Source organism: Paenibacillus sp. J31R122 (assembly GCF_056269185.1).
Genome location: NZ_JBWDNM010000002.1, coordinates 686,085 through 699,204, shown reverse-complemented (window position 1 = coordinate 699,204; position 13,120 = coordinate 686,085). Strand labels below are relative to the sequence as shown.

Here is a 13,120-nt window from a genome sequence, read left to right as displayed (position 1 = left end):
GAGAATCCATGGTTCTTTGGATTACTTATCGCCAGTGCAATTCGAATTACAATACTATAAAGCACTAGTTTGATACCCTTAAGGAGTGTCTACTTTCTTGACAGAGGTCCAAAAAAAACTAGGTTTACATGGGGAGGTATGGGTATGGATAGACGTATTGAAGTCATTGAGGGAACGATATCCACACTTGGAGAAGGTCCGGTATGGTTGGAAGACGATAAGACCTTCTATTGGGTAGACATCATTGAAAAGCAAATTCGTTTCTATAAACCAAGTACCGGTAAACAATGGACAATTCAGGCAGACCAATTTGTTGGAGCAGCAGTTCCTGCGACTAATAGCCGATTGGTTTGCGCAATGTACGATGGCATTTATTATTTAGATCTGAAAACGGAGCGTTTCGAAAAAATAGTTGATCTAGAAAGTGATTTGCCGAACAACCGTTTTAACGATGGCAAATGTGATCGAGCCGGGCGATTCTGGGCGGGGACTATGTCCTTGAATGGTGAAGCAGGAGCTGGATCGTTGTACTGTTTGGAGACCGATGGGTCTGCTCGAAAGGTGTTCACTGACATTGGCTGTTCCAATGGAATCGGCTGGAGTTCAGATGATCGTATGATGTATTATATTGATTCTAATACTCGCGAGGTACATAAGCTCAGCTATAATCTCGAGACTGGGGAAACCGGCAAGAGGGAAGTTGTTGTGAGATTAGGAGATGGAGAAGGTCTTCCCGATGGAATGGCTGTGGATGCTGAGGGGATGATCTGGGTCGCCCAATGGGATGGCTACTGTGTCACCCGGTGGAATCCAAGTACTGGAGAAAAGTTGGATAAAATCGAGCTGCCCGTCTCTCTAGTAACTTCCTGCTGCTTCGGCGGTGAAAATCTGAAAGAATTGTATATCACTTCTGCAAGAACAGGTTTAAGTGCAGAGCAGCTGAGCAAAGAACCATTAGCCGGAAGCTGTTTTCGGTATATGCCAGGTGTACGGGGACTACCAGTTCATGGGTATAAGGGTCAATAATTTAGTAGAGCCATAATGACAAAGACCATTTTCCTAAAACGGGGAGTGGTCTTTGTGCAATGTTGGTAAGCGAACCTCCTGAGAAAATGGGATTATATAGGAAGCATTATTTCAAAAGATTAATGGTAGACGATACAGCCATACGAAATGGTGTATTCTCCGTTATCCCAACCATGCCATGTCTCAGCAAGCGAACATGTCTATTGATGATTTTGAAGATTTATATTTTAATGTATGTAATTTAGATTATTCTAAAATGGATAAAGCGATGGACAATCTACTCATGCTGATGGATAAAACGGATAAAGTAAGGATTACTGGACCGGGTACCGTCTTGGAGTTTTCAATTAAAAATATGCCTTCATTTAAAGATGCTGGCGTTATGAATCTTCCCGATGGTGAAGTATATACAATGCCTGTTAAAGAGTCGGTCAACGGAGTTATATCGTATAATACGCCTTCACTAAAAGAGGGGTTTACATACGAAAATATTCGTTTTGAAATCAAGGATGGTAAAATAGTAAATGCTACAGCAAATGATACAGACAGAATTAATAAACTACTGAATACGGATCAAGGGTCACGATATTTTGGTGAATTTGGAATTGGTCTTAACCCTTATAATGAAAATCCAATGAAAGATACTTTGTTCGATGAGAAGATAGCGGGCAGTTTCCACTTCACACCTGGTTGCGTCCCTTCTAGTTCGCCTGGAAATGAAATTTGGCATTATGACTGATATGTAGGTATAATTTATGGAGTGAAAAGGAAGGGATGAATCGCATGTTAAATGCTTCATATTGGTTAACGAACGTACGATTAGAGTGTGGTTATGTTATGGAAGATGGGCAGGTTGCTGGTACTCAAACGAAGGTTTGCCATATTCGAATAGAAGACGGAGCTATTGTAGAAATAAGTGCCACGTTATCAGATCAGCACAGTAATCTTCCAAAATACGACTGTAAAGAGTTGTTAATGCTGCCTTCATTTGAAGAGGCACATATTCATTTGGATAAAACTTATTTCAATGGATCGTGGAAAGCTGTGAAGCCAATATCCAGCATCTTCGAACGAATTGAGGAAGAGAAGATATTGCTGCCTAAACTTTTACCTATGGCGAAGCAACAAGCTGAAAGTATCTTGACGCTTATACAAGGATTCGGCGCAACACATGTCCGCAGCCATTGTAATATCGAGCCTGTTAGTGGGCTGCGCCGTTTAGAGGCAACGAAGCAAGCTCTAAGCACGTTTTCTGGTAAAATTTCATATGAAATTGTTGCTTTTCCACAGCATGGCCTGCTTCGTTCAGATTCCGTCCAACTAGTGAAGCAATCTTTGGCAGAGGGTGCAACCCATGTAGGCGGAGTTGATCCCTACACAGTTGATGGAGATATAGAGAAGTCACTACAGACGATGGTAGAACTAGCGGTTATGAAAAATGCTGGCATTGATCTTCACTTGCATGAAGGAGGAGATGCAGGAAAGCAAACGCTGACTCGGCTAGCTGATTTGACAGAAGAAGGTGGACTGCAGGGGAAAGTGACAGTCAGTCATTGTTTCTGGTTTGCAAGTGCTCAGCCGCAAGAGGCGGAAGAACTTGCAGAACGTATGGCATCACTTGGCATGTCTATTGCATCAACTGTCCCTATTGGAAGAACAACGATGCCGCTCCCAATGCTGCATAAAAAAGGTGTAAAAGTAAAGCTTGCAACAGACAGCCTTACAGATCACTGGTCACCTTTTGGAAATGGAGATCAATTGGAGAAGGTAGGACGTTTCGCAGAACTATATGGGCGTAATGATGAAAGATCATTGTCTCAGTCTCTAGGATTTATTACAGGCGGGTTGACGCCACTCAGCCAAGAAGGTGATCAGGTGTGGCCTAAGGTAGGAGATAAAGCAAGCTTTGTATTGGTTCATGCTAGCTGCTCGGCGGAAGCGGTTGCACGAAGATCGAAGCGTCAAGCGGTTTGTTACGAAGGGCGTCTAGTAAGCGGTTCATTGTAACGTGTTCGTAACCTTCACCATATGAGAATACTCGAAAATGCTCAGTCAGACACAATACTATAATTCATAAAAAACGCCTTCATGGGCGTTTTTTATTTGCCTAGAGAAGAAGAGGTAATAAGTGAGAGGGCTTCCTTTTCAATATTGGAGAGGCTCGACATATTCGTGAAGGGGATTTAATCAAGTGATTTCGCCTTAAAGATAGATGACCATTCCTTTTGTTCAATTCCGGCATATCATAATTCAGTAATTCTTATAAAAGGAGCTGATGATGTGGCTGCCATGATCAAGGGTCTATCAAGCAAAACAAAAATAGATATTCTGATACCTGCGATTGAAAAAGATCTAGAAACACTTCCCTATGTCATTGATGCTGTAAAAAAACAAGTGAAGCATCCCATCGGCCAGATTTTTATCGTTGCTCCAAATCGAAGAAGAATGATAGCACTAAGTAGAAAGAAAAAATGTACGTTTGTCGATGAGAATAAAATTATTCCCATCACCAAAAAAAACATTCACTATCGCTCTAAGAAATGGGATAGATCCGGCTGGCTTTTCCAACAATTATTGAAAATGAGCGGAGACACACTATGTACCTCGGAATACTTCCTGGTCATTGACGCTGATACTGTATTGATTCGTCCACATATTTTTACAAAAGGTAAAAATACGGTGTTTTATTGCCGCGATTGGAGCCAGCCCGAGTACTTCAAAACTTACAGAAGACTTCTAGGGAAAAAACCAACATCACCTTCCTCCTTTGTTACTCACTATATGTTATTTAACAAGTCGAAGTTGACTCAGTTAAAAAGAATAATTGAATCGAAACATCAAACAAGCTGGTACTCAGCGATCATAAGAAAGATGGACAAATCCAAGCAATTCGCTTTTTCAGAATTTGAAACTTACGGCAACTTTCTTTATTCTAGTAATCCGAAAAACGTTATCCTTAAGAAAGCATTGAATAAGGGACTACATGTTAACTTTGGGCAGGTCACACAGAAGGGGATAAAGGAGCTCTCGAAAAAGTACAGATCGATTTCGTTCCATAAACGTAAAGGCTATATTAGAAAATCAGGAGTGAAAAGTCTATGATCTCCTCCTATCAAGTCGTATGGAAAGGGCCTGTCAATTTAACCACTGGTCTTGGAATTGCCAGCAGAGAGTATGTTAGTGCGTTAAGACAGCAAGGGGTCAATACTGCTGTCGGAGCATTGAGAAGCCGAAAAACAAAAGTTTCAAAGAAGCGAAAGGTATTAATTTATCATTATTCCCCAAATACTCTCAACGTAAGGAAGGAAAGGAAGAGTTTCAAGACGATTATCATAAACACCGTCTGGGAGACAACCCGTATCCCTAAGCGGTGGATCAAGCCGATCAATAAGGCAGATGCCTTGTGCGTCCCTTCCCTTCAGAACAAGCAGGCCATGCGTAATAGCGGAATCAGAATCGCTATATTCATCGTTCCTCATGGCGTAGATGCTCGTATGTTTACACCAAATAAGAAAAAAATACCTTCTAAAAAAACAAATGTGAAATTCACTTTTATTTCCGTATTCGGATTTCAGCACCGAAAAAATCCTGAAGCCTTGCTAAAGGCCTATTGGGAAGAGTTTTCCGCTACCGATAATGTCCTTCTGATCATCAAAACAAATGGATATACACCCAATGAGAATGAACGCTGGATCCGCGACCGTATACAAGCCTACAAAGCTAGACTGAACATTAGTAAGAGTACAGCCCCCATTCGGATCATTGCCCGACATTTAAATTCTAAGTCTCTTAGAAGCATTTATGCACAGGGGCATGCTTTTGTTCTTCCTACGAGAGGCGAAGGAGTCGGCTTGCCATTCCTAGAATCGTTGGCTAGCGGCGTCCCCGTAATAACAACCGGTTGGGGAGGACATATGCACTTCTTAACAAGAAATAATTCATTCCTAGTTCATTATAAATTGCGTCCCCCGATTATCGGCATGAATCGTAAATCCTCTATTTCACGCCAATTTCGCCATTTGTTCTCGGGAAAGGGGCAACTGTGGGCAGAACCGGATATTGGAAGTTTAAGAAGGCAGATGAGAAAAGCTTATGAAAATCCTCATTTATGTAAGGAGAAAGGGCAGCGAGCTAGGCGTGACTCGCTTAATCTGTCTTGGAACCATGCGGGCTTTTCATTAAAGAGAGCTATAGAAAAGACGATCAGGATTAAGAAATAAGGAGCACAGCTCCCCAGTTCCCCCGAGGAGGTATGAACTTGCGAATTATTTTACTTAGCGGCGGTTCCGGAAAAAGGCTCTGGCCCATGTCCAACGAGATTCGCTCCAAGATATTCCTAAAGCTTCTGCCAACAGGAGATGGTGGAAGAGAATCTATGATTCAGAGAGTCTGCGGACAGTTAGATAAAGCAGGATTGCTTCCATCTACCTCCATCGTAACACATATAAACCAAATTGAAATTACACAGAATCATGTTGGCGATCAGATTCCTATCCTCGCAGAGCCTTATAAGAGAGGAACTTTTATGGCAGTAGGCATAGCTGCAAGTTATTTCCATTCCAAACTGATGGTGGATGCCGATGAAACGATATGTGTCATTCCAGTCGATTTATTCGTTGAGTCGGAATTTTATCATTTGCTATGCCAATTACCTGAGATTCTAGCTCAATCGGGTTCCGAGTTATCTTTGATTGGAACGGTCCCAAACCGTCCCTCCACTCAATATGGCTATATTGTGCCCCAGGAAACCGGTGGGAAGGATTATTTCAATGTGTCAAAATTTGTTGAGAAACCTAGTGAAGAGATAGCTGCCCAATTGATCAGAGAAAATGCATTTTGGAACTGTGGCATATTCGCTTTTCCGTTGAGGTTCATGATTTCTTGTTTAACTAACAAAGGTTTGCCCATTGATTATGAAGAGCTGCTTGAGCGCTATGAATTGATTCCCGTGATGAGCTTCGATGAAGAGATCGTAGAGAAAACAAACCATTGTGTTGTTGTACCTTATGACAAAGCCTGGCAGGATCTGGGGGACTGGAGCATACTCCCGAATTACATTGGAAGCCATGTCATCGGTCAGGGTCAAATTTCAAGCGATTCACTCCATACCCATCTAATTAATGAGCTCATGTATCCGATTCATGTTATTGGTCTATCAAATATTATCGTAGCTGCAAGTCCCGATGGTATTCTCGTTGCTAATAAAGATAAATCGAATCAAATTAAGGGAATCCTTAAAGATTGGACGACTCCGATGTATGAGGAAAAAAGATGGGGGAGGGTCCGCGTATTAGACTATACGACCACAGAAACGGAAACCTTAACGAAGAAGGTAGAAATGTTGCCGGGAAAAAATACAAGCTATCATATGCATCAGAAGAGAAGAGAAATATGGACAATCATTTTCGGCTCCGGTGAGTTTATATTGGAAGGAGTAAATTATTCGATACAGACTGGAGACGTCCTTCAAATTCCCAAGGGAGCCAAACATGCGTTGAAGGCGATTAGTCCACTCGAATATATAGAAATCCAAATCGGAAACGAACTAATGGAAAAAGATGTATTCCGTATAACTATGAGCTGGGAAGAAACAATCAAGTACTGCAACATAACAGAGAAACCGTGATTAGATCCAGTAGCAAACTTCGTAACATGTCGATGATATGCCGATCCGGGATTATTGACGTCAGCTCCTTTATCAGTTGTAGCTTCGTAGCACGAAGGTAGGCTGATCGCCAGAATCGGTTTCCAATTCGAAGGAATCATAATATCCCTCTACAACAAAACGGGATATGCTGAGAGCATGAAGATCAATCTTTACGATCTCCGTATACATCTTCACGTTTGTGACTTGGCCTTCCTGCTGCTGTCCTAATCGGTCGTTCACGTTACTGCGCAGCATGAAATACAGATTGCTCTCATGCTGAATAAGTTCACCAATGTCAGCGTAATTTTGCTGAAAGATCGTTTCTACCTCATTCCGTTTCAAATCAATACCGAGAATTCGATATCCTTGCACAAGATAAAGGACGTCTGACGCTTCGTCAATGATAAGAGAGTTTTCCCCCTGAGTTGAATAGTCATAGATTCCATCAGGCTCGGAGCGAGGGAAAGCTAACGAGCTTAACCATTTACCTTGTCGGTCGAAACTCTCTAAACGGTGATCAAGAAGTACAATCACCTCATCTTGATAGGGAATAATTTTTACATTTGCAGTATCATTCATGTTATAGCCTATATAGAAAGAACGATACTCCTGCTTCTGTACATGATACTGATACAGAGAACCATTGAGATAATACCAGGTAAGCCCGATTTCTGCATCGTCGTACAATTGTTGCGGTCGGAAATACTCTAACTCTACCTTATCCATATTTACTGTAGACTCAAACGGTTGCGTCGCGCGATCCACAAGCTTTAATTCCGTATTAACAGTCAAGCGGTTAGCAGTAGAATCGATATACAATTGGTCTTTCTCAATTGTTATCTGATAGGGAGTAGGCACGGCGAGCGCAGCCACTACCTCTAGCTTGTCATTCAGCTTCAACACGCGAGAGCCTTCCGTATCCGCAACAATCCAAGTATCATTCACTCGAATGAAATCCCTGGCTCCACGACCTGAAGATCCTTCTCCATTCGTAACAGAAACCGTAATTGGTAATTCTCCGATCTTAGCTAATACCCCATCTTTGTATTCGTAAAAATGACGTTCCACCAAAACGAACCACTGGAATCCAATCTTACGGTATGTTTTTGCATAGCCATAATCTCCATCACGATGCACTTGATCCACAGCTTGATGAAGCTCATCCGGAATCGGTTCGTTCGTATTATTATCCTGAAAGCTCCATTTGGGTATCTTGTGACGGAACGTTTCATAGGAATCCAATGTACGCTTATCTTCCTTGATGATGAAATCCTTCAGGGGCGTCGACCAGATCGTCTCCGGGTCGGCTTCTTCAGTGTTAGTCAGATCATGGAAGGAGATATATTTGGTCTTATCGTTAACTTCGTATTCCACAAGCGCCCCTCGTGAGGATATCCACTTCCCCCCTTTTGTTGAGAATTGTGTATACTCAGGCGGATTATCTTCTAAGGAATACCCGTCCTTGTACTGAATAACCTCCAACTTTTCAGGCGACACACTAGTGAAGGTGTGGGGGTTCAATGCTTGCCAATTTCCTTCCCAAAGTCTTGGTTCAAAGTCAAATAAAGTGAAATCATAGTTGAGAAAGGACATATCTTCCTCCCCGGAATGGCTGCGGAAACGTCCAATAATTTGTGGTGAAGCATCCAGGAATGTCATTAATTTGGCATCAACCAAATCATAACCGACATAACGCGACACCATATAAATAGGATCTTGGTAGTAGATTATGTCGCCTTCCCCATCATGAAAAGAGTAAACTGTCGGACCTTCCGGAATTTTAAATACATTTGTATTGGGAAAATACTGTAAATCATGGGCTTTTGTCGGTATTTCCATTGGTATGGAATTCATTAACGCACTGTTAAATCGCTCCCATTCGTTACGGGACGGATCAAATACATACTCTGAAAAGCCTGATGCATTGAGCACCTTCAAGAAAAATAAACGCGGTTCCTCCGCGACAGTGACAGATAGTACCTCTTGAGGACCAAAAAAGATGTTTTTCATCTCTATAACGATTGGTGTAGACCCTATGTGAACAACAATCCAAGCTCCATGGTCAATATACCCTTCAGCTTTGGGGTCCCTCTCAATGAGTTGAGTACCTATGAGTAGGTTCTCTCCGTTCAGCCATGCCTGTGAGGGTAGAGATTCCTTCCATTCGTACAGAACTTGCTTAGCTGTTCCGTCTGAAGTGTAGTAGAGATTAAGGTCTTGCACGTAAATCATTTTCCGGTCTTTTTTCCACAGCACATGGGGTTCCTTCAAATCCGTCATAAATTCGCCATATGCGGGCTTCCAAACTTGTTCTATAGAAGCCGGATTCTGTATAGGGGTAGGGCTTTGTAGCGCGGGTACATGATTTGTATTCTTATTACCGTTTAACATGAAGAAAACAATAGCAAGCAATGTAATGCTGGCGCAGACAATAATAATGAACGACCGTCTTAGTGGTTTCATCATAGCCACCCTTCAAAAATCGTATAATTTCCACAACTATTAGACGCAAATGGTTGTAAAAAGTTTCCAAATATATATTAGACTTCTCATCTCCTATCATAGAATTCACTTTTCGAGAAAATAATGGAATATTCATCCTGCAACAGGGAGAATCTACAAAGTAGCTATCATATCATTGTAAGGGGGCAGGGTCGTGGGCTTTTTTAGAACAATGCTTAATAATAATCGAAGAAAGAGCAGACCTATGTCTAAAAAGACCACGTTATCATTCCAACCGGTATTTCCCACAGTGCAAGAGAATATTCAATATTTGAAAGAGGCGCTGTTTCATACGGACGATTTAGTAGGCCAAACCGTATCGATCCCAGGGTATACGAGCGAGTTCCTTTTTATGTACACCATGTGCGATCAGAGTAAAATTCGTGAGGAAATATTAAAGCCGATATCGGAAAAAAAAGACGGAGATTTAGAAGAAATTCTGATCTCGATGCGAGCGAGCAAGCACGATGATCTTGAGAAAGTGGTTGATTTGTTAGTTAAAGGGAATGCCGTGCTATTTATCGAAGGTATGGAAAAGTGCTATGTAATAGAGGTGAAATCGAATCATGTTCGAAATGTCACCGAACCGAGCAATGAGAAAGTTGTGGAGGGCTCACACGAAGGTTTTGTGGAAAGTGTCGGAATTAATCTACAGCTCGTTCGCAAACATATCGAGAATCGAAATTTGGTTGTGAAGCGGTATAAACTTGGAAATGAAACGAAAATTGAAGCGGTGATTGTCTATTTGCAGAATCTGGCCAATCCCAAGCTTGTCGATGAAGTCGATCGCAGAATACAGAATATTGATGCAGATAATATCTCATCTTCCGAATTTATCGAAGAATTTATTGAGGACAAATCTTTCTCACCCTTTCCACAGCTGCTGCATACGGAGAGACCGGATCGAGTTATTGGCAATCTGCTGGAAGGCAGAGTCGCGCTGTTGGCCGAAGGCAGTTCTACCGCACTAATCATGCCTGTGACTTTTTTTGCTTTTTATCAATCGCCGGACGATTATAGTTTTCGTTCACTGCAAGGATCGTTTCTCCGATTCATCCGAGTATTTAGTTTAGCCATCGCCATCGGTCTTCCAGCTTTTTATATTGCGGTGGTTTCTTTCCATTTTGAAGTGATCCCGCAGGACTTGCTACTGCCGATTAAAAGCAGCATTGAGCACATTCCGTTCCCGCCGATCCTTGAGGCGCTATTTATGGAGCTGACTATCGAATTGCTACGCGAAGCTGGCATTCGGCTCCCTGGTCCGGTGGGACAAACGATTGGGATCGTCGGTGGTCTTGTTATTGGAGACGCGGTTGTCAAAACAGGTCTGGTATCCAACGCCATGATCATTGTTGTCGCCTTAACAGCGATTGCTTCATTCGTTGTGCCTTCTCATGAGATGAGTGCATCGGTCCGAATGTTGCGCTTTCCTGTCATGGTTGCCGCATCTCTATTCGGATTTATAGGAATTGTCTTCAGCTTAATGATCATTCTAATTCATCTCTGTAAATTAGAATCGTTTGGGGCGCCTTATTTTGCCCCTGTCGCACCGTTTCGATGGAAAGACTGGAAGGATACGATAATTCGGATGCCCCAGTGGAAATTAAACCAACGTCCGCATGATCCAGCTCCTCAAAAACTAGATCAACAGCCACATTCAGTGAAAGAAGAGCAGAGTGATGATTAATGCGAGGGATCAAATTACACCAGGACAATTGTTTTTTTTGGTTATCCAGACTCAAATTGGTGTCGGGCTGTTAATGTTGCCTGCAAAGTTGCATAGCGCAGCGCAAGGGGATTCATGGATATCCGTCCTTATCGCCGGATTATTAGTTCAATTTTTTATTGTGATCATATGGTGTTTAAGCAAGAGATTTCCTTCGCTTACGTTGTATGATTATTTGCCAATATTATTAGGAAGATATATTGGAAAACTTGTCCATCTCGTATATTCTGCTTACTTCCTATTTGTGTCAAGCATTATTATTTTGCGGTTTGCTAATATTATCGGTGACTGGGTACTAATTGATACGCCCAAATGGATCGTTATGGGTATGATGACGAGTGTATGTATCTATTTGGTCCGAGAGAGCTTACGAACAATTGCTCGTTTTTTTGTACTTGTATTTTTCTGTAACATTGCGGTGATCATCATCTTTATTTGTGCGTATCTCCATGTTAATTTTCTATATATATTGCCGGTTGGACAAGCTGGAATATGGAATATATCGAAAGGCGTGCATGAAACCATGACGTCATTATCGGGGTATGAGATTCTGTTAATTTGTTATCCTTTCGTGGAAGGAGGCAGCGAGGGAAAAATCAAAGCGGTAACCTTTGCGAATATTTTCACCACATTGGTATATACCTTTGCGGTTTTTACCAGTCTTATCGTATTCAGTCCGCCGGAGCTAGAACTGCTTCCTCAACCTTTTCTTTTCATGGTTAAGGCGCTTTCTTTCAGTGTGTTCGAGCGGCCAGACATCTATTTTCTATCCCTTTGGGTGGTCGTGGCAGCCACTTCTGCGATGGGTTATATGTTCATGGCTTCCAGGGGGATTGCTAATCTCTTTCAGCAGCAGAGCGATCATCGCAAGGCAGTGCCTTATACAGCGGCACTAGTTTTTATAATTGCACTGTTCATTCACTCTCCGCTCTTAAAGGATACTCTGGATAAAATGATATCGATCGCAAATTATGTGTTTATATTTGGGATCCCATTTGTGCTATTGATGATTTCCGTTCTGTTCAAAGTAAAGGGAGCTAGGGGGAGAACGAAGTGAGAACGGGGTTAATCTTATTCGCAACCTTCTCCATGGTAGCAATTCTATCGGGCTGTTGGGACCAGCAAATGCTGAAGGAAACTAGAATTGTAAATATCGTCGGCTTTGATTTGGATCCGGAAGGGAAGCTTCAGGTTACCTCTTCGGTAATCGATGTCAGCGGTTCGCAATCCGGAAGGAAGGATATTGATGAAATCCACACGGCGACAGGAAATATATCCAGACATTTGCGGGATATACTTGATCGTGAGGTGTCCGGTGTATATTCGGCTTCCAAGCTCCGTGTCATTCTAATTGGAGAGGCTTTGGCGAGACAAGGTATTTATCCGTATCTCGATGTATTATACCGTGATCCCAGAAGTGCTTTGAATGCGAATATTGCTGTCGTAGAGGGTACAGCTCATGATGTCATCCGTACAACAAAAACAGGAACTAAACTTTTGGGCGAGCATTTTTACAAGCTAATCCAAAGTACGGAGCGTAGAACGGTAGTTCCGGCGGTTAACGTTCAACTCATCTGTCCGATCATGCTGGATCAAGGTGATGATTTCGCTGTCCCCTATATTTCTAAAAATAAGACGCCTTCGATTTACGGGATAGCTTTATATAATGGCGATAAAATGACAGACAAATTAAAATCTGAAGATTCATTGTTGTACCTGTTAATGAACGATAAATTAGCCAAGACCGCTAGCTTGACGCTTAAAATAAATGCGGAGGAAAATCGGGACCCAGAAAATTATATAGCAATAGACATTCAAAAATTAAAACGGAAGTTGAAAGTAAACGTCCAAAACAACCGAAACATTAAAGTGACGCTCAATTTGAAATTAAAAGTAACTGTAATTGAATACGCTAAGGATCATTTGAATGATAAGCGAAACTTGGATCGGTTGGATAAGAAGCTATCGGAAGAATTGACGAGAAGAGCGCAAGAGATTACGCAGAAAATGCTGTCGGCCAATCATGACGGGTTTGGGATCGGTCGAAAAGTAATGGCTTACTATCCGAATACATGGAAAAGGCTGCATTGGAAAGAGGATTACCCGAGGGTGGAGTTTATTCCTAAAGTGACGGTTGAGATAGTTAACCACGGAATAATGTACTAAATATATGCTCTCACCGGAACGCAAAAGACCCATAGAATGGGTCTTTTTGAGAA

General features: G+C 42.0%; 9 protein-coding genes and 1 pseudogene. 9 read left to right on the top strand and 1 reads right to left on the bottom strand.

The genetic code is table 11. The features are described from left to right. Window positions 1–144: 144 nt before the first annotated feature. From AC0YN7_RS06330 to AC0YN7_RS06305, 6 genes and pseudogenes are all read left to right on the top strand, one after another. Window positions 145–1,026 carry an SMP-30/gluconolactonase/LRE family protein gene (locus AC0YN7_RS06330; RefSeq protein WP_475809091.1) on the top strand — a complete coding sequence of 294 codons (882 nt, stop codon included), beginning with the start codon at window positions 145–147 and terminating at the stop codon, window positions 1,024–1,026. A 130-nt stretch (window positions 1,027–1,156) separates the two neighbouring features. Further along, window positions 1,157–1,717 (top strand): annotated as a pseudogene (locus AC0YN7_RS06325) (aminopeptidase); the annotation flags it as partial. A 92-nt stretch (window positions 1,718–1,809) separates the two neighbouring features. Next, window positions 1,810–3,033, top strand: coding sequence for an amidohydrolase family protein (locus AC0YN7_RS06320; protein WP_475809128.1), 1,224 nt, complete (start codon window positions 1,810–1,812; stop codon window positions 3,031–3,033). A gap of 282 nt (window positions 3,034–3,315) precedes the next feature. Beyond that, window positions 3,316–4,128, top strand: a complete 813-nt coding sequence (locus AC0YN7_RS06315) for a DUF6492 family protein (protein WP_475809127.1) — start codon at window positions 3,316–3,318, stop codon at window positions 4,126–4,128. Further along, complete coding sequence (locus tag AC0YN7_RS06310; RefSeq protein ID WP_475809090.1) at window positions 4,125–5,246, top strand: glycosyltransferase family 4 protein; 1,122 nt, start codon at window positions 4,125–4,127, stop codon at window positions 5,244–5,246. The genes AC0YN7_RS06315 and AC0YN7_RS06310 overlap by 4 nt, the downstream gene beginning before the upstream one ends. Before the next feature lie 32 nt (window positions 5,247–5,278). Further along, window positions 5,279–6,652, top strand: coding sequence for a sugar phosphate nucleotidyltransferase (locus AC0YN7_RS06305; RefSeq protein WP_475809089.1), 1,374 nt, complete (start codon window positions 5,279–5,281; stop codon window positions 6,650–6,652). Window positions 6,653–6,724: 72 nt separating this feature from the next. Here AC0YN7_RS06305 and AC0YN7_RS06300 read toward each other — a convergent pair whose 3' ends face one another. Beyond that, window positions 6,725–9,139, bottom strand: coding sequence for a hypothetical protein (locus AC0YN7_RS06300; protein ID WP_475809088.1), 2,415 nt, complete (start codon window positions 9,137–9,139; stop codon window positions 6,725–6,727). A 241-nt stretch (window positions 9,140–9,380) separates the two neighbouring features. Between AC0YN7_RS06300 and AC0YN7_RS06295 the strand changes: the two genes are divergently transcribed. The 3 genes from AC0YN7_RS06295 to AC0YN7_RS06285 are packed head-to-tail and all read left to right on the top strand — an operon-like array spanning window position 9,381 to window position 13,067. After that, complete coding sequence (locus AC0YN7_RS06295) at window positions 9,381–10,862, top strand: spore germination protein (protein ID WP_475809087.1); 1,482 nt, start codon at window positions 9,381–9,383, stop codon at window positions 10,860–10,862. Beyond that, window positions 10,855–11,958, top strand: coding sequence for a GerAB/ArcD/ProY family transporter (locus AC0YN7_RS06290; protein WP_475809086.1), 1,104 nt, complete (start codon window positions 10,855–10,857; stop codon window positions 11,956–11,958). Before AC0YN7_RS06295 ends, AC0YN7_RS06290 begins: the two co-directional genes overlap by 8 nt. Then, a complete protein-coding gene (locus AC0YN7_RS06285; RefSeq protein ID WP_475809085.1) occupies window positions 11,955–13,067 on the top strand; it encodes a Ger(x)C family spore germination protein in 1,113 nt (370 codons plus the stop codon). The genes AC0YN7_RS06290 and AC0YN7_RS06285 overlap by 4 nt, the downstream gene beginning before the upstream one ends. The last annotated feature ends 53 nt before the right edge of the window (window positions 13,068–13,120 follow it).

Coding starts and splice junctions, on each gene's coding strand:
- AC0YN7_RS06330 (WP_475809091.1), top strand. CDS start 145: ATGGATAGACGTATTGAAGTCATTGAGGGAACGATATCCACACTTGGA.
- AC0YN7_RS06320 (WP_475809128.1), top strand. CDS start 1,810: ATGTTAAATGCTTCATATTGGTTAACGAACGTACGATTAGAGTGTGGT.
- AC0YN7_RS06315 (WP_475809127.1), top strand. CDS start 3,316: ATGATCAAGGGTCTATCAAGCAAAACAAAAATAGATATTCTGATACCT.
- AC0YN7_RS06310 (WP_475809090.1), top strand. CDS start 4,125: ATGATCTCCTCCTATCAAGTCGTATGGAAAGGGCCTGTCAATTTAACC.
- AC0YN7_RS06305 (WP_475809089.1), top strand. CDS start 5,279: ATGAACTTGCGAATTATTTTACTTAGCGGCGGTTCCGGAAAAAGGCTC.
- AC0YN7_RS06300 (WP_475809088.1), bottom strand. CDS start 9,139: ATGATGAAACCACTAAGACGGTCGTTCATTATTATTGTCTGCGCCAGC.
- AC0YN7_RS06295 (WP_475809087.1), top strand. CDS start 9,381: ATGTCTAAAAAGACCACGTTATCATTCCAACCGGTATTTCCCACAGTG.
- AC0YN7_RS06290 (WP_475809086.1), top strand. CDS start 10,855: ATGATTAATGCGAGGGATCAAATTACACCAGGACAATTGTTTTTTTTG.